Annotated in this window: 24 protein-coding genes; 12 read left to right on the top strand and 12 right to left on the bottom strand. The window is 35.9% G+C overall.

What is annotated here, in order from left to right:
- Nucleotides 1-91: 91 nt before the first annotated feature.
- From rpmF to pdxA, 4 genes are all read right to left on the bottom strand, one after another.
- Nucleotides 92-283: a 50S ribosomal protein L32 gene (rpmF, locus tag EZ449_RS00795; protein ID WP_131556053.1), complete on the bottom strand. Its 192-nt coding sequence runs from the start codon at nucleotides 281-283 to the stop codon at nucleotides 92-94.
- Between the two features lie 15 nt (nucleotides 284-298).
- Entirely contained in the window at nucleotides 299-829 is a 531-nt protein-coding gene (locus EZ449_RS00790) for a YceD family protein (RefSeq protein WP_131556052.1), read from the bottom strand.
- A gap of 401 nt (nucleotides 830-1,230) precedes the next feature.
- Complete coding sequence (locus EZ449_RS00785) at nucleotides 1,231-2,070, bottom strand: sulfurtransferase (RefSeq protein WP_131556051.1); 840 nt, start codon at nucleotides 2,068-2,070, stop codon at nucleotides 1,231-1,233.
- A 297-nt stretch (nucleotides 2,071-2,367) separates the two neighbouring features.
- A complete protein-coding gene (pdxA, locus tag EZ449_RS00780; protein ID WP_131556050.1) occupies nucleotides 2,368-3,447 on the bottom strand; it encodes a 4-hydroxythreonine-4-phosphate dehydrogenase PdxA in 1,080 nt (359 codons plus the stop codon).
- Between the two features lie 156 nt (nucleotides 3,448-3,603).
- On the opposite strand from pdxA, the gene rsmA reads away from it, so the two are divergent.
- Together rsmA and EZ449_RS00770 are read left to right on the top strand one after the other, a co-directional pair.
- Nucleotides 3,604-4,389: a 16S rRNA (adenine(1518)-N(6)/adenine(1519)-N(6))-dimethyltransferase RsmA gene (gene rsmA, locus EZ449_RS00775; RefSeq protein WP_131556049.1), complete on the top strand. Its 786-nt coding sequence runs from the start codon at nucleotides 3,604-3,606 to the stop codon at nucleotides 4,387-4,389.
- A 255-nt stretch (nucleotides 4,390-4,644) separates the two neighbouring features.
- Nucleotides 4,645-5,244 (top strand): thioredoxin family protein, encoded by a 600-nt coding sequence (locus EZ449_RS00770; RefSeq protein WP_131556048.1) that lies wholly within the window; start codon nucleotides 4,645-4,647, stop codon nucleotides 5,242-5,244.
- A 4-nt stretch (nucleotides 5,245-5,248) separates the two neighbouring features.
- Here the strand turns inward: EZ449_RS00770 and fic are convergent, their stop codons facing one another.
- Complete coding sequence (fic, locus tag EZ449_RS00765) at nucleotides 5,249-5,803, bottom strand: protein adenylyltransferase Fic (protein WP_131556047.1); 555 nt, start codon at nucleotides 5,801-5,803, stop codon at nucleotides 5,249-5,251.
- A gap of 38 nt (nucleotides 5,804-5,841) precedes the next feature.
- Nucleotides 5,842-6,123, bottom strand: coding sequence for an ATP-dependent Clp protease adaptor ClpS (locus EZ449_RS00760; RefSeq protein ID WP_088302569.1), 282 nt, complete (start codon nucleotides 6,121-6,123; stop codon nucleotides 5,842-5,844).
- Between the two features lie 167 nt (nucleotides 6,124-6,290).
- Here EZ449_RS00760 and EZ449_RS00755 point away from each other — a divergent pair, with 167 nt between their 5' ends.
- Nucleotides 6,291-7,343 (top strand): 3-oxoacyl-ACP synthase III family protein, encoded by a 1,053-nt coding sequence (locus EZ449_RS00755; protein ID WP_131556046.1) that lies wholly within the window; start codon nucleotides 6,291-6,293, stop codon nucleotides 7,341-7,343.
- Between the two features lie 92 nt (nucleotides 7,344-7,435).
- On the opposite strand, the gene EZ449_RS00750 is transcribed toward EZ449_RS00755, so the two are convergent.
- The 3 genes from EZ449_RS00750 to EZ449_RS00740 are packed head-to-tail and all read right to left on the bottom strand — an operon-like array spanning nucleotide 7,436 to nucleotide 11,298.
- Entirely contained in the window at nucleotides 7,436-7,819 is a 384-nt protein-coding gene (locus EZ449_RS00750; RefSeq protein ID WP_131556045.1) for a hypothetical protein, read from the bottom strand.
- Nucleotides 7,820-7,850: 31 nt separating this feature from the next.
- Complete coding sequence (locus tag EZ449_RS00745) at nucleotides 7,851-10,280, bottom strand: hypothetical protein (RefSeq protein WP_131556044.1); 2,430 nt, start codon at nucleotides 10,278-10,280, stop codon at nucleotides 7,851-7,853.
- Nucleotides 10,246-11,298 (bottom strand): hypothetical protein, encoded by a 1,053-nt coding sequence (locus EZ449_RS00740; RefSeq protein ID WP_225872187.1) that lies wholly within the window; start codon nucleotides 11,296-11,298, stop codon nucleotides 10,246-10,248. Before EZ449_RS00740 ends, EZ449_RS00745 begins: the two co-directional genes overlap by 35 nt.
- Nucleotides 11,299-11,301: 3 nt before the next feature.
- On the opposite strand from EZ449_RS00740, the gene dtd reads away from it, so the two are divergent.
- The 3 genes from dtd to EZ449_RS00725 all read left to right on the top strand — a co-directional run bounded on the left by dtd (nucleotide 11,302) and on the right by EZ449_RS00725 (nucleotide 13,752).
- Nucleotides 11,302-11,754 (top strand): D-aminoacyl-tRNA deacylase, encoded by a 453-nt coding sequence (gene dtd, locus EZ449_RS00735; RefSeq protein ID WP_131556043.1) that lies wholly within the window; start codon nucleotides 11,302-11,304, stop codon nucleotides 11,752-11,754.
- Nucleotides 11,755-11,828: 74 nt separating this feature from the next.
- Nucleotides 11,829-13,436, top strand: a complete 1,608-nt coding sequence (locus tag EZ449_RS00730; protein WP_131556042.1) for a glycosyltransferase family 39 protein — start codon at nucleotides 11,829-11,831, stop codon at nucleotides 13,434-13,436.
- On the top strand, nucleotides 13,426-13,752 hold the full coding sequence (locus EZ449_RS00725; RefSeq protein ID WP_131556041.1) for a nucleotide pyrophosphohydrolase: 327 nt from the start codon (nucleotides 13,426-13,428) through the stop codon (nucleotides 13,750-13,752). Before EZ449_RS00730 ends, EZ449_RS00725 begins: the two co-directional genes overlap by 11 nt.
- 21 nt (nucleotides 13,753-13,773) lie before the next feature.
- On the opposite strand, the gene EZ449_RS00720 is transcribed toward EZ449_RS00725, so the two are convergent.
- Complete coding sequence (locus tag EZ449_RS00720) at nucleotides 13,774-14,076, bottom strand: DUF4286 family protein (RefSeq protein WP_131556040.1); 303 nt, start codon at nucleotides 14,074-14,076, stop codon at nucleotides 13,774-13,776.
- 106 nt (nucleotides 14,077-14,182) lie between these two features.
- Between EZ449_RS00720 and EZ449_RS00715 the strand changes: the two genes are divergently transcribed.
- From EZ449_RS00715 to EZ449_RS00705, 3 genes are all read left to right on the top strand, one after another.
- A complete protein-coding gene (locus tag EZ449_RS00715) occupies nucleotides 14,183-14,446 on the top strand; it encodes a hypothetical protein (protein WP_131556039.1) in 264 nt (87 codons plus the stop codon).
- 10 nt (nucleotides 14,447-14,456) lie between these two features.
- Entirely contained in the window at nucleotides 14,457-15,014 is a 558-nt protein-coding gene (locus EZ449_RS00710) for a GNAT family N-acetyltransferase (RefSeq protein WP_131556038.1), read from the top strand.
- Between the two features lie 62 nt (nucleotides 15,015-15,076).
- Nucleotides 15,077-15,727, top strand: a complete 651-nt coding sequence (locus tag EZ449_RS00705) for a hypothetical protein (RefSeq protein ID WP_131556037.1) — start codon at nucleotides 15,077-15,079, stop codon at nucleotides 15,725-15,727.
- 8 nt (nucleotides 15,728-15,735) lie between these two features.
- Here the strand turns inward: EZ449_RS00705 and EZ449_RS00700 are convergent, their stop codons facing one another.
- Nucleotides 15,736-17,559, bottom strand: coding sequence for a tetratricopeptide repeat protein (locus tag EZ449_RS00700; RefSeq protein ID WP_131556036.1), 1,824 nt, complete (start codon nucleotides 17,557-17,559; stop codon nucleotides 15,736-15,738).
- Between the two features lie 228 nt (nucleotides 17,560-17,787).
- Here EZ449_RS00700 and EZ449_RS00695 point away from each other — a divergent pair, with 228 nt between their 5' ends.
- From EZ449_RS00695 to EZ449_RS00685, 3 genes are all read left to right on the top strand, one after another.
- Nucleotides 17,788-19,674 carry a S9 family peptidase gene (locus EZ449_RS00695; RefSeq protein WP_131556035.1) on the top strand — a complete coding sequence of 629 codons (1,887 nt, stop codon included), beginning with the start codon at nucleotides 17,788-17,790 and terminating at the stop codon, nucleotides 19,672-19,674.
- 3 nt (nucleotides 19,675-19,677) lie between these two features.
- Nucleotides 19,678-21,351 (top strand): sensor histidine kinase, encoded by a 1,674-nt coding sequence (locus tag EZ449_RS00690; RefSeq protein WP_131556034.1) that lies wholly within the window; start codon nucleotides 19,678-19,680, stop codon nucleotides 21,349-21,351.
- Nucleotides 21,352-21,509: 158 nt separating this feature from the next.
- On the top strand, nucleotides 21,510-22,199 hold the full coding sequence (locus EZ449_RS00685) for a response regulator transcription factor (protein ID WP_131556033.1): 690 nt from the start codon (nucleotides 21,510-21,512) through the stop codon (nucleotides 22,197-22,199).
- A 93-nt stretch (nucleotides 22,200-22,292) separates the two neighbouring features.
- Here the strand turns inward: EZ449_RS00685 and EZ449_RS00680 are convergent, their stop codons facing one another.
- Nucleotides 22,293-23,537, bottom strand: coding sequence for a metallophosphoesterase (locus EZ449_RS00680; protein ID WP_131556032.1), 1,245 nt, complete (start codon nucleotides 23,535-23,537; stop codon nucleotides 22,293-22,295).
- Nucleotides 23,538-23,587 lie beyond the last annotated feature (50 nt).

Here is a 23,587-nt window from a genome sequence, read left to right as displayed (position 1 = left end):
TGTTTGTGTTAGATTAGGTAAAATCCTAAAATTTTCAGTTGACTAAGGTATGACTAAAGCCGCTGAAAACACAAACAATTTTTTAAGAAAATTACCCAATCTGAGTATTTTCGATAACCAATTTACCGTTATAGTATAGGTTACCATCAACGTTGTAAGCACGGTGAGGTACGTGGATAGCACCTGTTGCTGAGCATGTTGCGAAAGAAGGAGTCACAGCTTTATAGTGTGTTCTTCTTTTATTTTTTCTCTGTTTCGAGATTTTCCGTTTTGGATGTGCCATTGGTGTATAATCTAATTATTTTTTTAACTTATTAAGTGCTTCCCAACGTGGGTCGCTATTTTGTTCATTTTCTTCAGCCTGCTTATCAATAGATAGTTGATTTAAGCGATCAATCATTTCCTGATCGCAATCTTTACCTGCTTGTTCGCAGTTTTTGATATAGGGCACCGCTACGTTGATCATCTCGTATAGTGGACCTGATATATCAATTGCAGTCTCTTTACGGCTTAACGAGATAATTTCTTCATCGTCACTTTCCATTTCAGCTTCTGCAAATTTTACAATCTGTCTTTCGTACAAATTTATAGGTAATGGAAACTCAGATAAACATTTATCGCAATCTAAATTAACTGTTCCAATTACTTTGAATTTTAATAGCATCATGGTCTCTTGTTTCTCAAGTTCCAAGTCTACTTTTAAATTTCCACTTTTAATTAACGAGTACTCGAAAGCATTAAAAAAGGCGTCATCTAGCTCATATTCAAACTGATGAGTTCCCAATTTTAATCCGGTAAACGGTAATGAAAATTGTTTTAGTGGCTTCAAAGTACTGTAAAATTTTAGCCTGCAAATGTAGGGATAAATAAATTAGATTAAAAATGTTTTTTGAAAATTGTTGATCTTAATAAAGCATGTTTTTGGCTTATTAGTCTAAATCATAATTTTTTGAAAATCAGTTTCATCACTTTTCGGTTCCATTAGTCCCGCTTTTTATTTCAATCTTTTATTCTTTAATGATAAACGATAATAAGTGAAGACAGTGAAATAATAAAAGGATTTCATTTCAATCGGGTTTACCTCACTTGGGCTGGTGCATAAACCCAATCGACTAACGAAGTTTTGGTGGAAAGTGCTTGAGGGAAGCTTCTTAAATCTTCCAGATGGATCACGCCAGAAACTTTTGAAACCATCCTACGCTTTGGCTCTTGGCTCTTCGTAAGTTGTATCTATTCAGCCAAAACCATCTCCTTGTTATTTCTGCTCCATTCGCTCCACGAACCAACGTAAAGTTTAGGAATAGGCAAACCTGCATAATCCATAGCTAAAAGCGTGTGACAAGCTGTAATTCCTGATCCACAATGAACGATAACATGCTCAGATCTTATATCAGCTAGAGCAGCAGTATATTTTTCCTTTAAAACTTCAGGAGAAAGAAAGCGACCATCAGTATCTAAGTTTTCGGTAAAGGGAATATTTACAGCGCCAGGAATGTGACCCGCAATCGTATCGATCGGTTCTGTTAAACCAGCAAAGCGATTGGCATCTCGAACATCAATCACAATGTAATCTTCGCTTTTGGCAACTTTTTCTACTTTATCAATATTTGATAGTGGCAGATTCCAAGGTTTAACTTCATATTTTTCGACCGATTTTGGCGTTTCAACTTTGTTTGTTGTAGGGAAATTTGCTTTCACGGCCGCTTGAAATCCACCATCTATCACCTGAACTTTCTCATGCCCAATAGATTTCAACATCCACCATAATCTTGCGGCAGCATTACCGCCGTTTTTATCATCGTAAACAATAACATAGCTATTTTTTGTAATCCCAAGCTTTTGTAAAACTGATGAGAATTGATCGGCAGTTGGTAAAGGATGTCGGCCACCAATAGCAAAATCACCAATATTAGCTAAATCCTCGTTCACATCGGCGAAAATTGCGCCTGCTAAATGTTGCCCATCATAGCGAGCTTTTGAACCGGCACTGGCATCGATAATAACAATTTCATCATCCTGATTTAACCAAGTTAAATCTTCAGGTTTTATAATTGGAGAAATTTTTGACATGGCTTTTATTTTGTTTGTAAAGCGATGAATACATGTGTGATACAGGTATTTGTCGCATAACTGTTAAATTTTGGTTATTAGCACAATTTAACAAAAATAAACCTGATTGAAGTGGTATCCCCAGATTTTTCATCTGGGATATAACGGAAAGCAGGACTAGCGGAGCCGATGAAATGGAGAGCCTTGCTTTACAAAAAAATCACTTAGAATTTATTTGCTGGTTGGTTTTATGGATCCAAATAGTCATCCGATGAATATGGACAATATGCAGATATTCATCTGATAACTAAAACATCATTACGATGCATCATCCTTGATATCGAATTGTGTTTCTACAATCTTGCCGCCGCCACGTAATTGGTTACTTAACAATTCCTCCTGCTCTCTACGATTTTTTACGATGTGGATTGCCGAAAATAAAGCCTCAGTAAATGATGTAGAATCGGCAAGGTCTTTTCCAGCAATATCATAACCTGTACCATGATCTGGCGAGGTGCGAACGAAGTTTAAACCTGCCGTATAGTTTACGCCGTTATGAAAAGCCAAGGTTTTGAAAGGAATTAAACCCTGATCGTGATACATGGCCAAAACAGCATCAAATTGTTTGTAGCTGCCATTTCCGAAAAAGCCATCGGCAGGATAAGGGCCAAAACAAACTATACCTTTATCGTAAGCCTCTTGAATGGCCGGAGTAATAATTTCTGCCTCTTCTGTACCCAATAAACCGTTATCGCTAGCATGCGGATTTAATCCTAAAACCGCAATTTTTGGTTTCTCGATCCAGAAATCTTTCTTTAAACTTTCGTTAATCAGTTTTATTTTATTGAGGATTTTTTCTTTAGTAATTGCCGTTGAAACATCTTTTACAGGAATGTGGCCAGTAACCACGCCAACACGTAGATTCTCGCTAATCAAGAACATTAACACATCTTTGCTACCACTTTTTTCTTGCAAATATTCCGTATGACCAGGAAAAGAAAAAGTTTCTGATTGAATATTGTGCTTGTTAATTGGAGCAGTAACCAAGGCGTCAATATCGCCAGCTACTAAATCGGCAGTTGCTCTCTCTAACGATAAAAGCGCATATTTTCCGCCGGTTTGTGTTACTTGTCCGAGTTCGATTTTTACATCTTCCTCCCAGCAATTGATCATGTTAGCCTTTTTTAATTGGGCTTGGTTAGCATGATTGATCACATTAAAATTGAAATCGCCAAGGTTGTTTGCCTTTCTGTGGAAAGAAGAAACCTTGGTATGGCCATAAACGATTGGTGTACAATAATTTAAAATAGCAGGGTTAGATAAAGTTTTGATGATTACCTCTAAACCTATGCCGTTCACGTCGCCTATACTGATGCCAATTTTAAGTTTATTGCTCATAATTACTGGGAAATTTTAGCGCAAATTACTGATTTTCGTTTAAAGACGTTAAAAAAAATGAAACCGCAAAGAACACGAAGTTATTCGCAAAGAAATATTAAGCCTATCTTTGCAGTAATCATTTGAAATTTTAAAGCCCCTTTAGGGGTTGGGGGTATGAGTTTAGTAAAAGCGAAAAAACATTTAGGTCAGCATTTTTTAACCGATAAAGGCATTGCAAATCGCATTGTAGAAAGTTTGATTAGTACCGATAAGTATAATCAGGTTTTGGAGGTTGGCCCTGGAATGGGAATTCTGTCTGATTTTTTGTTGCAACGCCAAGATTTAGAAACTTACCTTATTGATATTGATACAGAGTCGTTTCACTTTCTGAATGAAAAATACCCACAGTTAGGCGATCGTTTAATTAATGGTGATTTTTTGAAGATGGACTTTGATTCAATTTTTCCAGATAAATTTGCCATCATCGGGAACTTTCCCTATAATATTTCTTCGCAAATTTTATTTAAGATTTTAGATAATCGCCACAAGGTGATAGAAATGGTGGGTATGTTTCAAAGGGAAGTTGCACAGCGATGCGCCTCACCTGCAGGAACAAAAGATTATGGAATTCTGAGTGTTTTTCTTCAAGCTTATTACAAAATTGAATACCTGTTCACGGTTAAACCGGGAACTTTCAATCCGCCACCAAAAGTGCATTCTGCTGTTATTCGCTTAACGCGAAATGAAGTTGAAAATCTAGATTGTGATGAGAAACTTTTCTGGCGTGTAGTTAAGGCAGGTTTTAATCAACGTAGAAAAACTTTGCGCAACGCGGTTTCTGCTGTAATGCCGAAAGATAAAATGGATGATCATATTTATTTTGAAAAACGTGCTGAGCAATTAACGGTTGAGGATTTTGTGGCGTTGACACAGCATGTAAGTAAGTTGATGGAAGCTTAGTTTTTGTAAAGCAGGTTTCTGTGTATTTAGGTTGTAGCAGCCCCGCCTTTCATTTCAAGTCCTCTCCCGATGAAAAATCGGGATGTGGGCTTTCCATTTCAATCGGGTTTAAATTAGCCAAAATCTGCAGGAAACTTCTGTTGCAGAGTTGTCTAGCTAACCGTTGTGTAATAAATTTATCTAGCTTTTTTCTTGCAAATCAATGATTAATTTCATTGAATTTCTCCTTTCCTTTGCCACATAATTTAAAACATCATGGTTAATTACAGCGAAATTTTCAGCAAGCAAGGAATGGATTATCAAACATACCGTGCTTTGATAGATCGACTTTTGTTAGAGGGAAAGGCTACAGGTGATGTAACTTACGATTTGCACTATACTAAAATGAATGTGCAAAGGATGAGTCGCGTTGATAAGACGATTAGCTTGACTGATGTATTAACATCAACCATTAATCATTTAAAATCAGATTATAAATTCTTGGTAATTACTGAGGGTTGGTGTGGCGATGCTGCTCAAATTGTTCCGGTTTTCAATAAAATCGCAAAAGCCTCTTTAGGAAGAATTGATTTGAAATTTGTACTTCGCGATAAAAATCTTCCTTTAATTGATGCGCATTTAACCAATGGCGGAAGAGCAATTCCGGTTTTAGTTGTGCTGAATGGAGAAGCTGATCAAGTTTTAGCTACATGGGCGCCAAGACCACAAATTTTGCAGGAGCTTTTAAAAGAGTGGCGAAAAGAAACTACAGAAATGCCGATTTTAGCTGAGAAACTTCATGGTTGGTATGCAAAAGATAAAACGCAAAGTACGCAGGCAGAGTTGGCAATTTTATTGAAAGGCTTGGAGGGTTAATTCCTTAATCATCATTTTCTTTTTCATACCCTTCGTAGTAGTAAGATTGTTCTATACCTTTGAAGATAACTTCTCTGTTACTCACATCATCGGTCAGGTTAGCTGAAAGTAAGGTTTTTAACTCCAGATCATTAATTGGACTACGTTCCATAGCCTGTAAGTAAAGTGTCTTGTCTATAAATTGCCAATTTACTAATCTTTTAATTCTTTCTTTTAAAATCATGTCTAGCCAGATGCGCATGGTTCTGCCATTACCTTCCATAAATGGGTGTACAATGTTCATTTCTACATACTTGACAACAATTTCTTCAAAAGTATTTTCTGGCATTTGTTCCACCTTTGCTAAAATTTCGTTTAAATACAAAGCTGTTGCAAACCTAAATCCGCCTTTAGAAATATTTAATGTTCGTATTTTGCCAGCAAAATCATATAAATCGGCAAACAAATATTGATGAATATCTTGTAATCCTTTAGTGGTGCCAATTTCTATTTTATAGATATCTCCACTATCAAATAAACGGAAAGCATTTTCCAAACTTTTTTTGTCAATATTTTTCATATGTTACTTGAACAAATAGAGTAATGGGGAGAATTAAGCTAATCAACCGAAACTGTCAACCCCTCTTGTTGCAAAATTTTACGGTAAACTTCCATCTCTGTAAAAGAACCCTCCAAAACTGGGCATTTGCCATCATTATGCACTTTCCAGGCAATTTTTTCTGATTGAGATTCGTTATAATCTAAATACTTCATCATGCAGTAAATCACATGATCGAAAGTATTAATATCATCATTCCACAAAATAAGGCGATGTACGGTTTTAAGGGAAGTTAAAATTTCTTCGAGCGTAAAGGTCTCTTCTTTGGTTTCTGTAGACATGCCGCAAAAATAACTAATTTTATGGAAGATGTAATATGTTAAATGGAAGATGGTTGCGAATCTTGACGACTACCCTATAAATCATTTTATAAATTTTGAATTACATTTTCCATCTTACCTCACACATCTTCCATCTCTTTTAATACATTTGTTAACCAAATAATAACATGAGCATGCATCAATCTAAAATAGCGGGAATAGGTTACTACGTTCCGAAAAATGTGTACACCAATAATGATTTAAGTAGGTTCATGGAAACCAACGATGAGTGGATTCAGGAGCGAACTGGCATTAAGGAACGCCGTTTTGCCGATCGGAATGAAGAAACCACTACTACCATGGGGATTGAGGCTGCTAAAATCGCAATAGAAAGAGCTGGAATTACAGCTAAAGATGTGGATTTTATCGTTTTCGCTACTTTAAGTCCTGATTATTATTTTCCTGGTTGCGGCGTTTTATTGCAACGTGAAATGGGGATGGGTGAAATTGGCGCTTTGGATATTCGTAACCAGTGTTCAGGATTTGTTTATGCGCTTTCTGTTGCCGATCAGTTTGTAAAAACGGGCATGTATAAAAATGTTTTAGTGGTGGGTAGCGAGAAACATTCGTTCGCCATGGATTTCGAAACCCGTAGCCGTAATGTTTCGGTAATTTTTGGTGATGGGGCAGGAGCAGTAGTTTTACAGCCTACAGATGAAAAAGGTAAGGGGATTTTAAGTACTCACTTACACAGTGATGGTGCCGATGCTGAAATTCTAGCCATGTATTATCCAGGCTCTCACGCCAATAAATGGATGAAAGATAAACCTGCCTTTCCCGATCAAGAATTGGGTGGATTGTTCATGACTCCTGAAATTTTGGAAAGTGGTGCTGCTTTGCCTTATATGGATGGTCCGGCGGTTTTTAAAAAAGCAGTTGTTAAATTTCCAGAGGTAATTAAAGAAGCTTTAGCCGCCAATAATTTAACTGAAAAAGATATTGATATGTTGGTTCCACATCAAGCAAACCTACGGATCAGTCAATACGTTCAAAACCTGTTGGGTTTAAGCGATGATCAGGTTTTCAATAACATTCAAAAATACGGAAACACTACTGCGGCATCCGTTCCTATTGCTTTATGCGAGGCATGGGAAGCTGGAAAAATTAAAGATGGCGATCTAGTTTGCCTTGCCGCTTTTGGCTCTGGTTTTACTTGGGCTAGTGCGCTGATTAGGTGGTAACCTGAGGTAAAAGGTTGAGGGTATTAGGTTTAAGGCTGATATCCTCAACATCATTTCGTTTGGAAAAATAAAGTCTATTACCTGTTTGTAGCTCAAATTCTTCCCTTATATAATAGCGCAACCAGACCAAAAAATAGGCAAGAAATACTAATAATGGAAAATATTATAATAACAGATGTGAAACCTCGACTAATGCCATAATTTTCATCGTAATAAATAAATGCTTTTAAGCCAACACTATCTTCTTTCACATCACCGCTTTTATCTATAATTCTAATTGTCTTGTTCTGATGAGCAAATTGAAATACAGGATAATATACGTATGTAAATCTCTTATTGTCAAAACGCTTAACAGCAACAATTGTAGCTTCCCTTTTTGTTCCGAACAAAATTGGTCGGTATGAGCCTAAAAGTCCGTACGCTAGAAAACCTCCCATCAGCACTAACGAAATTCCGAATATTCTGATTACCGCCATTTCAGTTTTTTCAAAAGTCTTGCAGCTATTTCTATTTCCTCGCTATAAAATCTCCCAAATAACTACAATCGCCAGCAGCAACTCGATAAAACGGCGTTTTGCTGTAGGTTAACTTCAATTCTTTAAAGTACGGATTGTTGTAATTCGCTTTAATGAAATTTTTAAACTTCACATCATCCTTATCCCAATAACTGAATGAGTTTAATTTCGAATTTAAGATAATTTGCTTTTGCGCACATTTGGCCAGCATGAAAGTACATTTGGCTTCGAAATCAGGATCTGTGCTTAAGGCTCTTGCCTTTAAGTACCAAGTCTTTGCGGTTTGTGCTTTCTTGTAATCTACGTCGTAACCATATCTCGCCGGACTAATATTATCGTAAGTCGACCAATCGTAACTGATTAAAAACCAGCTATTTCCATAGTATCCCGTTTGATAAACCGCGTTCGCCATTTTAAAATAATACAATGCAGCATTGGTTTTATCACTCACTGTTAATTTTTGCAAGCGTAGCATTTCTGCAGCAAATGCTTTTTTAGTAATCGATGCTTTTGCTGAAACATACTTTTTCGGAAAATCATTTATCGTTTGAATAAAAGGGTTGGCATATAATTTCGAATTTGCATCATCAGCATAATAGTTTTCAGGGTTGAAATAGCTGTAATTTGGCGATACTTTAGCAAACATTTGAACCGCTTTATCGTATTGATGCGTTCTCAAATAGGTAGTTCCATAAAGCTCATAAAAATCATCATTTTTAAATTGATTTAAAGCTTTTGCCAACATTGCAGTTAGGTCACTTCCAGCGGCTTTGGTTTTGTACACAACTAAACCTTGCATGCTTTTCGGACTTAAATATTGTTGCCAAAATGAAGTGGTTTGGTAGCTTATGTTTTTGAACAAGGAATTTTCTTTCAATGTTCTCGATTCCAAATCTCCCTTAACCATTGCTAAAGCCGCTTTAGCCGTATCACCTAATTTTAAATATGCCGGCGCCAATATTTGCTGATAAAAATTTCTGGTGGTTCTGCTAAATCTTTTATCCTCATTCGCCCAATCGTTAACTTGAGTTTCATTCTCTGCAAATCGCTTTTCGTCCAGCCATTTTAAAGTTGGCAACAAATCGTTCTCATTGAAAGGATTTCCTTTTTTGATGTTTTTAGCCTTAATCAATAAATCAGTAATTCGGTATTGATCGCGTAACTTTTCAGGAAGTTTATCTGGATTTAGAATCGCTAAATAATTTGAAGCCAAGAAATCTTTATTCTCCATCCAAGATAGATAAGCGGCGGTTAAAGTTCCCAATTCAGGTTGTGGATATTTCTTTTCGGTAGCCAATTTAACAGCAAAATTTCTTACTAAATTCAGTTGTTTTAGGTTTATATTTTTAACACTATCCCGCTGTTTCGGGTTATTTTCAGAGAAATAATAACTATAAGATATTCTTGCAATATCATTCGCCTCAATTAATGCTTGTTCGAGTTTATTAACCTCTCTAACCAAAAGCGCACCGTTCAGTTCGCTTTTTGGTTCGTACTGATAAACCTTGTTTAAACTTTCAATGTTGAAATTTGGATTTCCAAATCCGTTTATCGCCCAAATATTCGCTTTCTCCTCATTTGTTTTAGCGTATTTCAATGCTCCATTTACAGGAGCGCTGTTATAGTAATAATTTTTATAAGCTTGAACTCTTCGCTCTGGATTATTAGCGAAAACTTTAGAAAATAGAAACGCAGATTCATCAGGATTACCTAAACGGCGAATCGAACCAGCATACAACGCTAAAGCCCAGCCTTTAACTGCACTATTTGTATTATTTGTTTTGATAAATTTATCGTAAACATTTTTACTATCGGTGTGCAAGCCCGCATAATGAAACATTCGCTGGGCTTGGTAGGCGTATCTTAACTTCAAAAAATCGTCTTTTTCCAATTCCTTTAATTTCAATCCCTCTTTAGCTTTAATATCCATTTGCGTGCTGTCGCGAGGTTTCGGATCCCACAGATCGAAATTGATAGCCGCATAAGGCTCGCAGCTTTTGGCGAAGCTGTAATATTTCAAAGCAGCTTTGTGTTTTTCTAAACCTTGTATGAAAGTATTTTTTTGCAAACTGTCTGGTAACTCGGAAAGTTTTCCATCATAATGCGCAAGCTTACTGCTCGTTGCACTATCAACGTTATACATGATTTTATGTACATCTTGTTCCTTAACATCTAAATATTTCGCCCATTCACGGCTATTAATTTCCGATTCACTCGCTACATCATCCTCGCTATTTAAATAAGCCATCTGATTATAGGCAAAAGGCGTGTATTCATTACCCTCAACGTTGTTGTGGAAATAGGAAATGTAATAATCGTAAGGATCTACTTCGCCACCACAGGCAATGTTTACGGCAATTTCGCCGAAAAATGTAATTAAGAAAACGCTAAAAATTAGCGATAACTTTTTGAAGTTCTTCATTCGTAAAATGTTTTAAAAGGTCGGTGTCGAGATGATAGAAAACGAGATTTCGTTCTTCTGGTTTTAAATATCGTGATAAAAATTTGGATGTTGCAAATAAATTTTGAGGAGAAATTTTTTCCCATCGAATTACGTCTCCCTGTTTTAATCCAGCGGCAGGATAGTCTAACAGAAGATCATATAAAATTGAAGTTCCTCGTTGTTTGAATAGTTTCTTATCATCGATTTTAGCTTGAGTAATTCGTTTTGAAATTCCTGCATATTGTTGATTCCGAAAAACTACCGCCCACTCAAAAATTGGTAGAGCAACATCTAGTTTTAATGGATAATTTTCTAGGAAATCTTTCAAATAAACATCCATTTCATGTTGATCGAGAATGGAATTTTGTTCTCCATACTTTCTTAGATTACCCATGTTGTAGCACATGAGCAACGCTTTTTTTACTGGGGGAATGCCGCTTGAAATGATATTTTTAACCTGATGAAGTCGCAAGGTAACAGAAATGGTTTTGCCTTTTAAAATGGGATGTTTTTTTAATTCTTCAAGGAAGGAGAAATATCGATCACGAGTAGTTTTAGTCCAATCGCAATCTATTTGCAGTTCGGTATAATTAGATTTCCCTGCTTGTTTAACTTTTGCATCCACAAATTTTGCTATTCGATCTGCCAGCAAATCACTTTGTTTAGTATCGATTTTATCGAAGATGTGATTTACAATAAATACGACTGGAATAATATCAATCTGTTTAGGCAGAGGATCAGAAAAATTGATGGGCGAAACTGGAGTAGGTTGCTGAATATCTGGATTAAAGTCTATATCCATTATTCGAACGTAGAGCGATTTTGATTTAAATTGTTCGAGATAATTGGTTTCTGCTTTCTTATTTTTATAATCAGTTTTCCAATAATAAAAGGTTGGGTAAATCGTAAATTTCTGCTTACAGCCGAAGAAGAAAAACACAGCAATCACTAAAATACTTATCTTGCGCATATCAATTTTATCGATCAAAAGTAACATAAAATGCGAGCAGTTTTACAAAGAGTTACACAAGCAAGTTGCACAGTTGATGGCGACATTACTGGCCAAATTGAAACTGGATTTCTGGTACTTTTAGGGATTGAGGATGCTGATACAAATGAGGATTTAGATTGGCTTGCACAAAAAATTGTTGGTATGCGGGTTTTTGGAGATGAAAATGGAATGATGAATAAAGCTTTGGCAGATGTAAATGGAGATATTCTTTTGATTAGTCAATTCACTTTGTTCGCATCTACAAAAAAAGGAAATAGGCCTGGTTTTACCCGAGCGGCAAGACCAGATATTGCTATCCCACTTTACGAAAAAATGATTGAAAAACTATCTACTTTAATGGGGAAGAAAATACAAACAGGAATTTTTGGTGCTGATATGAAAATCGCTCTGGTAAATGATGGACCTGTTACCATTTTGATTGATTCGAAGAATAAAGAGTAACCCCCCCAGCCCCCTGAAGGGGGAGCAATAAGCGATGGTAAATATAGGGATTGTGAAAACAACTAAACAATATTATGATAGATAGAAATTCAAGTTTCCATTTAGGGGCAGATGAGCTTAACACTGGAACGGAAAAGTCCCCTTTAGAGCCTGCTCCGATTCATCGGAGGGGTTGGGGGGTTCTTGGTTTATTTCTTGCGCTCAAATTTGTTTTAAGCTATGTTTTGGTTAATAATGCTTACGAACTTCATCGCGATGAATTTTTACACTTGGATCAGGCCAACCATTTGGCGGCTGGTTTTACTTCGGTGCCGCCATTAATATCTATAAACTCGTTAATTATCAAATTACTTGGAAATGGTGTTTTTTGGGTTAAATTTTTTCCTGCTCTTTTTGGCGCATCGACCATTTTGTTTGGCTGGAAAATAGTCGAACATTTAAATGGAAACTTATTGGCTAAATGTTTTGTTGCTATAGCTTGCATTTGTTCTGCCTTTTTAAGGTTAAATACACTTTATCAACCCAACTCATTTGATGTTTTGGCTTGGACAGCCACATTCTTCTACCTCATAAAATACTTTGACAAAAACGAACCAAAATATCTTTATTATTTCGCTATTTGGGTGGCGTTTGGTTTCCTCAACAAATACAATATTCTCTTTTTGATAATGGGTTTGTTGCCTGCAATAGTAATTACACCAACTCGAAAAATTTTCACCAATAAGCATTTCTATTTCGCCATTATTTTGGGTTTAATTATCGTTTCCCCAAATATTTTTTGGCAAATTAAAAATGATTTTCCAGTACTTGTACACATGAAATTATTGGCTAAAACGCAATTGGTTCATGTTAATCGCCTAGATTTTTTCAAAAATCAATTTCTGTTTTTTGCTGCCAGCATTCTTATTTTGTTGGGTGGAATTGGTTCGCTAATTTTTTATAAGCCGTTCAGAAAATATCGATGGGTAATGTTAACTTACATTTTTACCTTAATTATCTTCAGCTATTTTAAAGCGAAAGATTACTATGCATTGGGTTTATATCCAGTTTTACTGGCTTTTGGATCTGCGTATTTTGGTGCGATTTTATATAAGCGATATGTTTGGATTGTTCTGCTTTTGGCTTTCAATATTGGGCTGCATATCTATTTTCTTCCATTGTTGATGCCCCTTTATTCTCCAAAACAAATCATCGCAAACCAAAAAAGATTTGAAATGGTAGGAATGTTGCGCTGGGAGGATGGAAAAAATCATCAATTGCCGCAAGACTATGCAGATATGCAGGGCTGGAAAGAAATTGCTCATTTAACTGATTTAGCTTATGAACAGGTTGCCGATAAATCAGCCTTATTAATCAGGGCTGATAATTATGGTTTGGCTGGTGCAGTAAACTATTACTCCAAATATAAAAATATTGGTGCCGTATCATACAATGCAGATTATCTGTATTGGTTTAGAATGGATAGACCAATAAAGGATTTAATTTTAATTCGCGAGGCGGATGAAGAAGATCCCGAAAGGAGAAAGGAACAACCTTTTTTTGAGAAAATTACCAAGATCGGCGAAATCAAAAATCCATATTCACGAGAAGTTGGCGCAAGTGTATTTCTTTTACAAGGTGCTAAAATAGATATTAACAAAAGAATCAACCAAGAAATAGAAGAAGAAAAACATGACCATTAACCAGGCACAGGAAACAGTTGATCAATGGATCAAAACCACAGGTATTAGGTATTTTAATGAGCTAACCAATACCGCCATTTTGATGGAAGAGGTTGGTGAGGTTGCTCGGATCATGGCCCGGAAATATGGTGAACAGTCTTTCAAAAAAAGTGATGAGGAAGTAAACCTTGCCGATGAAATGGCCGATGTGATGTTCGTGCTAATCTGCTTAGCCAATCAAACTGGCATTAACTTAACAGAAGCACTAGAAAAAAACCTCGAAAAGAAAACCATCCGCGATGCGGATAGGCATAAGAATAATGATAAGTTAAGATAAGTCTGAAATATTTAGTCAGGTTTAACTCACAAACTCCATCAAAGTTCTATAAGCCACAAAACGATTTTTAAATCTTTCGTTTAAATCGGCTTGCAAATTTGGTGCATAAACATCTTGATACTCAGTGTAGTTCTCCATGGTTTCTGCCACATATTGTGCGCAATACGTTACGCCCTCATTTGGCGAATCTATAACTTTTAGTAGTCTATGCGAAACAAACATGCCTGTTGCCATAACTTCTGGAATATGGGTTTCTTGCATCCATTGCAACCATTCTTCGGCTGCTGTATCATCTAAAATCAGTGTAACATTGTATAAAAGCATGGCGCAAAGGTAATTAATATCTCTGTTTTATTAAGTTTGTTCATTCTCATTTTTATTCGTTTTGTTTTAACTAAACTTTTAGATTTGCATTCCCTATTGTTCAAGCATGATACAAACAAACAACGCTCACAAAGTTGACAATTCTACGCGAAATTATATTTATACTGGTTACCTAACAGCAATATTTGGTGGCATTTTAGGTATAGTTATTGGCTGGGATTTAATGAAGAAAAAACGAATAACAGCCTCAGGTGAAAAAGGGTTTGTATATTCGTTAACCGACAGGCAACATGGTGCCAGAATCCTTATTCTTGCAGGTATTTGCTTCATACTCCTACTAACGCTCACAATAATTGCCCTTGATGCCTAATTAAAATGCAATGATTTCAATCGACATTTCTTCCACAACAAAAGATCTAGAGGGGATTATAGCGCTTCAGAAGCAAAACCTCAGAAAGGATTTGTCTCCAGAGGAAATTAAGGCGCAAGGATTTGTGACCATTTCTCATACGCTCGATGATTTGAACAGGATGCACAAGTACGAGCCAAATATTATTGCCAAGGATGGCGATATGGTAATTGCTTATGTACTTGGAATGACTGAAGAATCGAAAAACGACATTCGTAGGTTAGTAGAAATGTACGAAAGTTTTGATCATATTCTATTCCAGGAGAAATCTGTAGCTACTTATCATTATATTGTTGTTGGCCAAGTTTGTGTAGATAAAAATTATCGTGGTCAAGGCTTATTTGATCGATGTTATAAAGCTTATAAAGATCATTTTAGCGATCACTACGATTTTGCCATTACCGAAATCGCTAGCATAAATTTACGTTCGATGCATGCGCACAAACGTATTGGTTTCGAAGTAATTAGCACATACACCGATAACAGCGACGTTGAGTGGAATGTGGTAGTTTGGAATTGGAAAAAATAAATAGTTGATATTTTTTTCTTTCATCTCAAATATTTACTTTCAAGAAATTATTAGTGCTCCGAATGAAATTTCTTATTAAATGCATCGTTTATATTAAACACTTAGGGATCATTTACCGTTTGATCGGAATTGGTCTAGCAATCGCTTTAATTCTAGAAGCCATTCCTGATCTGGTTTTTAATCAGCAAATTAAAAATATTAAAAATTACACACTTGCTGAGGTAAAAAATATCGAGAAAGAGAGGTTGCCAAGATATTTTGGTGTTTCTGATGTTAGTGCTTATGGAGATCTCTATGTAGAAAATTTGCGTATTGGTAAGTCGGGCGATACATCATTGGCATCAATAGTTTATCCTGTTTATCAAAATAATCAAGACGTGAGTAAGTTAAAAGAAACTGAATGTTTTGTTGTTGTAATTGATGATAAGGTGGCTGATGTAGATATTGAAGATTATTTTATGAAAAATGCCCATGTTAAGGGGAAGTTTGATAATGATGTAATAGACGATGAAAGTAAAAAGATACTGGTTGATGGTGGTTATAAGATCTCGGATAAATGCATCGTATTAACAAAAGGTTCTATACCTTGGGAAACTGGAATATGTTTAGCTATTATCGTATTCGCTTTCATTGGATTATCGGCAATTATTTTATCTTTTTTATCTGCAGAAAAACTGGAGAATATTTTCAAGAATAAAACAATCATAATATAATTGATGGATTAAACCCCATCACCTCTTAAATTTCTAAATCTTTTTCGGGCCTCTGCACTAAACATGCTTCCAGGGTAATCCGTTATCAGTTTCTGGAAATAAATCTTAGCTTGGGCTATATCGTTCAGCTTTTTCTCATACAAATCTGCAAGGGTAAAAAGCGCATCATCAGTCCAAATTCCATCCTTAAAATCATCGGTTAACTTTTTTAGAATATCTGCAGCTTTCTGGTAGTCGGCGGCTTTTATAAAAATTTTGGCCTTACTCATCATTGTGGCATCTGTTAGTCCGTTGCCAGGATAGGTAATCGCGATACTATCCAATTTTTTAACAGCCAGTATAGGCAGGTTGCGGAACAATAACATTTCTGCGTCTGCATACATTTTTAAGGCATTGCTATCGGCTGGCGTTTGAATATTATCCGATATTAACAAACTTAAGTTTAATGCGTCGTTAGCGATTAATTGAGAAGTTGCGGCCTTTAAGATTAGGCATTGTCCATTGCTGTACTCGAAATTCCCTTGGTAAAAAGACAGTTTAGCGCTTCTGAAACGGGCTTCGTTACCTATCGGTTGTCCCTCAAATTGCTTACTCACTTGCTCATAAACCAAAAAAGCTTCCCAAGGTTGGTTGGTTAAAATATAAATATCGCCTAAATCCAGTTTCAACTGACCGATATCTTGTGCATTAATCCCCGGAATCTGCAGTGCTTCTTCCAATCCTTTTTCAGCCTTTGGTGCTTGATTTAAATAATACGCCTGCAAATTTGCTAGCTTCTTAATGGCGAATAATGTGGTTTTATTTTTTCCGTTCTCATCTAACAAGGTCTGGTAATCTTTTGCCAATAAATCAAGATCAGCCAATTGGTACTTTCCTGTAGTTTGAAGATTATACTTCGTATTTAACAGCTCGATTTTCGATGGCAAATAATATTGATTATCCTTTCCCTTGGTCAACAAATAATCGTACGCTTTAATCGCAGTTTCGTATGCGCCGTTATCAACAAAGGTATAAATGGCATTAAATAAGGTTCCTCCATCGGCTTTTGTTCTTTTATCGAAAGCAATTAATTGGCGTAGGGCCATGTCAAATTCCTGCTGTTGAATATAATTCCAAGTAAGCAACTGAATATAGATTTCGGCATCGGGTTCTTTTTGAACCTTTCTTAAAATTGCAGTCTGAAAAGTTTGATAATCGGCCTTGTCCTCAAATATCATCGGCAGTATGGCCTCTGCTTGCGCTAAAACCTGCGGCATGGTCGCCAATGCATCAAGATATTCTTGCATCAGCATTGGTTTATCCTTTTTAAAGCGATAAATATTTAAGAGCTCATAGGTAAATAATTGGTCGTTGCCCAATAGCTTTCTTCCTTGCTTAAAGGTTAAAACCGCATAGTCGTAATTTTCGAAACGATAAAAATTATTGGCTAAATTTCTAATCTTAAATTCATCCTTTGTTAACTTACTTATTACCTCATTAAATATTTTGTTGGCAGCCTGCACATCTCCTTTTTCTTGGTAAAGCTTACCTAAAGCAATTGGGTAGGCATCGTTTTGAGGGCTTTGCCTCATTGCTTTTTTAATTATTTTTTCTGCAAGATCGTATTGCTTAAGCCGCATTAACGAATTGAAGTATAAATCGAAATAACCATCATTGTTGGGCTTGGCAAACAGTTTTGCTAAAAGAACAACTGCCTTTTCGTAATCGGCATCTTGATAATATTGTATAGCTAAAGCACTTTCATCGGGTGCAATTTGTTGGTTTTGACGCAAAATCTGCGCCTTTACGCCAAATGATAAAAATAGAAGAATGATGAAAATTAAGCGGTTCATAAACCTAAATTATAAGTTTTAAATGTAACATTTTAATACATCTTAAGCTAAAGGGAAGGCTCATATAAAACGTATTTTAAATGTTACCTGTATTTTATTTTGTGTATATCTTATAAATACTAAATTGAACCATTCGCCTATCAATTTTATATTAGTAACATTGTTAGTGTAAATCATGGTTAAGTTAAGTGGAAACGTATTTTTGTAACCCCATAAAGGATTTTGTTTATGTTGAAAAAGATTTTTCTATTCGTTGTAGTTGCTTTGATTTGGGCCTGTAAAGGCACCAATAATGAGGGAACTATACCTGTAGATGATTTTTTTAAAACACAGGATAAAGCATATTACCGCATATCTCCCAACGGAAAAAGTCTTTCCTATTTAAAACTTCAAGAGAAAAAACTTGATCTTTTTGTGGAGGATTTAGCCACAGGAAACAGCGTACAATTAACGCACTTAAGCGAAAAAAGTATCAGCTTCTATTTCTGGACCAGCAATAATGAGCTAATCTATTATACCGAGGATGAATCGAAAGAGCGAAGATCAGATATTTTTGTGATCAACAAAGATGGAAGTAAGCAGGTTCAATTAAGTTCTAACGAAAAAAGTAGGTTACATGTTATCGAAGATCAATTAATTGATGATAAATACATTATTGTAGCCTCAAATAAACGAGATTCTACGGTTTTTGATGTTTATCGATTAAACGTTAGAGATGGTAAAATGGATATTGCCGCCAAAAACCCTGGCAATGTAACCGAATGGATTACGGATAATAAAGGGGTTTTAAAAATTGCAGTAGTTAGCGATGGCGTAAATGAAACGCTAATGTATCGGGAAAATGAGCGTCAGGCATTTGCCCCAGTAATTACCAATAATTTCGAAACGACGCTACAACCAATTGCTTTCTCAGAAAATGAGGCAAATGTACTTTATGCCATTTCTAATGTAAATCGCGATAAAAATGCATTGGTAGCTTTAGATTTAAAAACGGGAAAGGAAAAGCAAGTTCTTTTTGCCAATGATACTTTGAATGTAGTTGATGCCAAATATTCGCGTACCCAAAAGAAAATGATTTTTGTGACTTGCGAAACTTGGAAAAAAGAGAAATTCTACCTTGATGACAGTACAAAAAACACCTATTCTAAAATAGACAAATTGTTGCCTAGAACTGAATGGAGGATTATGGATAAGGATAAAATGGACGATGTTTTCGTAGTGAGAACATTTACCGATAAAAATCCTGGCTCATATTATTTGTACACAGCGAAAGATAATAAGCTAAAAAAACTAACTGATATCAACCCATCCATCAACCAAGAGGAGATGAGTGCCATGAAGCCTATTAGTTTCAAGAGCAAAGATAGCTTAACAATAAACGGCTATTTAACTTTGCCGAAAAACAAAAAGGCTACCAATTTGCCAGTGGTTGTTTTGCCGCATAATGGTCCGGGTGGTAGAAATACATGGGGCTACAATGCGGAGGTGCAGTTTTTGGCTAATCGTGGTTACGCTGTTTTAATGGTTAATTATAGAGGATCTACTGGTTATGGGAAAGCTTTTTACACTGCAGGATTTAAGCAATGGAGCGACAAAATTCAAGAGGATGTAAATGATGGCGTTAAATGGTTAATCGATCAGAAAATTGCAAACCCTAAAAAAATTGCCATTTACGGAAATGGATTTGGGGGTTATATTGCCTTAAATTGTTTGTATAAAAATCCCGATCTTTATAAATGTGGAGGATCAAATTCTGGTGTAATTAATTTATTTAGTTACCTGAAAACGATACCACCATTTCTAAAATCGAACTTGCAGATGTACTACGAAATTGTTGGCAATCCGGTAACAGATACAGATTATATGCGATTTGCATCACCTGTTTTTCATGCCGATAGATTTAAGGCACCAGTTTTTATTGCTCAAAACCCTAAAGATCCTCGTGTTAATGTAGCAGAAGGCGTTCAGTTTATTAAGGAGTTGAAGAAAAGAAATGTTCCGGTTACTTATATCGAAAAAGAAGAAGGTCCAAATCCTGTAATGCGCCAGCAAGGGAGAACAGCTTTGTACAAGGCTTTAGAACAGTTTTTAGAAGATAATCTCGGTAAGAAATAGGTTATGGCCTTGGATAAAAAAAGTGGTTATCGTAAAAATTTCACATTAGGGATTACCTTCATCACACTGATATCCATTCTTTTTGTGCTTTCGCTTTTCCTCGCTTTTAACTATAGCAAAAAATCAATAGAGAACGATTTTGTATCAGAAAAGGTAAATGTGCTGGAGCAAAGCATTAAGCCTTATAACGATTTCTTCCAAAATAAAATGCCTGAGGTTTCCTATTACAATGGTTTTCTCGATTCATCTACAGCGGCAAAATTTGTAGATACGGTAATGCTGAAATATCCATTCGTATCTAAAGTGGTGTTTTATGATACAGAAGTTAAAAATGCAGCGGTTAAAGATGGTGTAAACGCCAATCACTTGGGCATCGGACCTAAAGCAATCTATCAATTTGGTAAGGGAATAAGTCCTGATTCTGTTAAATTATATTCTGAAGAAGATACCCGTTCCTTTAACGTTGGAAGTGATTTTAATGCAATGGCCATTAAGCTTGCTACTTTTGTCGAATCTTTAGATACCACTTCAGTACCATCTCAAGAGGCACTTTTTACCAATTTTTCTATCGTAAATTCTAATGATAATAAAATTACTTATCTCAATATTCCGCGGAGAGAAGATTTAAAAACCTATAAGGATATGATCAAGCGAAAGTTAGATCCTGCTCCTGTTTATCAACAAGACATATTGGTTTTTAACCTCGATGCGAATAGAATTAAGATTGTCAATACCCGGCCACTTCTGTACCAATCTATACGTGTTGAGCCGCTTACCTATGATCCAATAGATACTTCCGAAGAAAAAATTACCACTGAAATCGCATTGCCTGGTGCATTTTCCAACTTCAAAATTTATTTGGTTTCCTCAAAATCGTATATCAAAAAAGAGATATTTATTTATTTTATGCCAATTGCCTTGGTACTGCTTTTGGTTTACGGTGTACTTTTGCTGGTTGCTTTTTTAATTTACCGTAACTTAAACATCAACAGTAAGATGTTTAAACTGCAATACGATTTTGTTAATAACCTCACACATGAATTTAAAACGCCGGTTAGTGTAATTAAGATTGCGGGAAACAACATTAAGAGCGCCACAAGTTTATCACAAAAGGAACTCAACTTGTACGGAAAAATATTAGACGAAGAAGCCGATAAGTTAAATGGTTTGATGAACAAATTGTTGGCCTTTACGCAGATTGAGAATAAGGCTATTAACCTGAATCAAGAGGAAGTTAACATTGTCGATTTTATTGAAAGTACCATAGAATCGCACACCTTAAAACATCCCGATTTTAAAATGACATACGAGGTGGTCGGCTTTAAAACATTCATTACCGATCCGGTTTTGTTGGGTAGTTTGTACGATAACTTGGCAGAGAATGCTTACAAATATTCAAATCCAGGCAATAAGAAGCTGCATATTAGCGCAAAGCTGATAAAAGGTGTTTTGGTTTTTCGCTTTGCTGATAAGGGAATCGGAATTCCATCTTCAGAATTAAACAATATATTTAAAAAGTTTTTCAGAATACAGAATGAATATAACCAGATGGGAAGCGTGGGCTTAGGTTTGGCTTTCTGCAAAGAACTGGTTAACTTTATGCAGGGAGAAATCTCGGTAAGAAGCAAAGTAGGAGTGGGCACCGAATTTAAAATCGTGTTGCCTTATAATAGTTAAATGTTGAAATGTTGTAAAGTTATATGTTGCTTGCCTAATCAAAGTAAATAGGTAAAACTTAGTAATGATTATTACATTGTAAATTGAAAATCCGAAACGTTGCTAGGTAACCTTAAAACATTTTAACTTAGCAGCCTTTCAACCCTAATAAAACACAAATGTCTAAAGAAGTAAAAATATTAATTGTAGAGGATGATGAAAATCTTCGCTTTTTGGTTGCACATCGTTTAAAAACGGAAGGCTATAATGTGCTCGAAGCCAATGATGGCGAAGCTGGTGAAAGAATGATTTTGGCAGATCAACCAGATATTGTTTTGCTAGATTGGATGATGCCCGGTAAACAAGGCGCAGAAGTTTGCGAAAATGTTCGTAAACAAGGTTTTGATAATTTAATTATCATGATGACAGCCAAAGCACAGGATGTAGATAAAATTGATGCTTACAATTTTGGCGCATCAGATTATATTACAAAACCATTTAATATGGATGTTTTGGTGGCGATGCTGGAAAGTAAAGTGAAATTCATTGTGAACAAAGATACAGCTGAAATTCACCGTTTCGGTAACATGGAACATCATCCAAATATCCATACTTTGTTTAGAGAAGGTAAGAAGATTGAATTAACAATTTTGGAAAACCGTATTCTGCTTTATTTCTTGCGTAATCCTGGTAAGGTAATTAATCGTGATGAATTGATGCTGGTGGTTTGGGGTTACAACTCAGATGTGAACACACGGACCTTAGATATGCACATTGTTCGTTTGCGTAAAAAGATTGAATTAAATCCTGATAATCCGCAGTTGTTGCAAACGGTGAGGGGGGTAGGATATCGCTTCAATGCGGGATAAAACTAATGATTGAGTTTTGAATGATTGAATGAGAGAATTTAAGCGAGATGCTAAAATATTCACTCATTCAATCATTTTCTCATTCGAAATTTGTTAAGCCCTCTTCAACGTAAAAATCGTTATCTCTGGTAAAACACCAACTCGTCCAGGATAACCTAAGAAACCATAGCCAACATTAACGTAAAGCTGTTGTTTCTGCTCTTGATACAAACCCGCCCATTCTTTGTAAATGTATTGCACAGGGCTCCATTGATATTCTTTTAAGCGAACACCAAACTGCATCCCGTGTGTGTGCCCGCTGAACATGGCATCTATTTGCGGGTATTTCTGTAGAACTTCACCACGCCAATGCGAGGGGTCGTGGCTTAGCAAAAGTTTGACTGGCAAATCATCTGTATTTTGAACCGCCAGTTCCATTTTTCCGTATTTCGGAAAACGGCCCATTCCCCAGTTTTCGATGCCTAAAATCCCGATTTCTTCTCCATCAACTTTTAAGCGACGGTTTTCGTTCATCAATAAATCGTAGCCCATCACCTTATGTACATCAACCATATCTTTTAGGTTTTTTACTTTTGCGGGTGATGATTCTTTGCCAAAATAATAATCACCATAATCGTGGTTTCCTAAAGAGGAATAAACGCCTAACGGTGCTTTTACTTTCGAGAAAATATCCTGATAATCTCTTACTTCATTCGTTAAGTTGTTAACCAAATCTCCGGTGAAGAAAATGAAATCTGGTTTTTCACCCAACAACATTTCCACGCCACCTTTTACTGCGGTCTTGTTGTAAAAGCTTCCTGAGTGAATATCAGAAATTTGCCCCATGGTAATGCCATCAAACGCTTTTGGAAGATTAGGAAGAATTAGATTAACTCTTCTTACCTGGTAATCGTAAGCACCTGAAATAATGCCCCAACTTAAAGAGGTTAAAGGGACTGCTGCTGCAACCAGGCCTGCTTTAACTAAAAATTCTGAACGGGAAATTGGTTCAGCCTCGCTGATTGGCTGGTCTTTTATTACTTCTTTTTTTCGGAATAGTTTAATGAATAATCTTCTTAAATCATCCAGAATTAGAAATGGTAACATCGCCAATTTGCAGGCTACAGTTAAAAAGAAAGCAACTAAAATAATGGCTCTAAGGGTAAGAAAAAGATTGAGGTAAATTCCAGCAAAAACACCTATGATTAACAGAATACTATAGCTCCAGTATAAAATCCCGAAGATTTTTTTTGTTCCAGGTTTCCATTTTTTAAAAACTGAAACAATGGCCTTGAAGCAATAAATATCAAAAGCAATAATGAATATGCAGGCGGCAATGATAAAAGGTAATCTTCCCATACAATCGGGTTATTCGAGTTAAATTAAAAAATAAGGCAGGTTTCTCTGGT

Source organism: Pedobacter frigidisoli, from assembly GCF_004331675.1.
Lineage (GTDB): Bacteria > Bacteroidota > Bacteroidia > Sphingobacteriales > Sphingobacteriaceae > Pedobacter > Pedobacter frigidisoli.
This window is presented reverse-complemented; position numbering and strand designations above follow the sequence as displayed.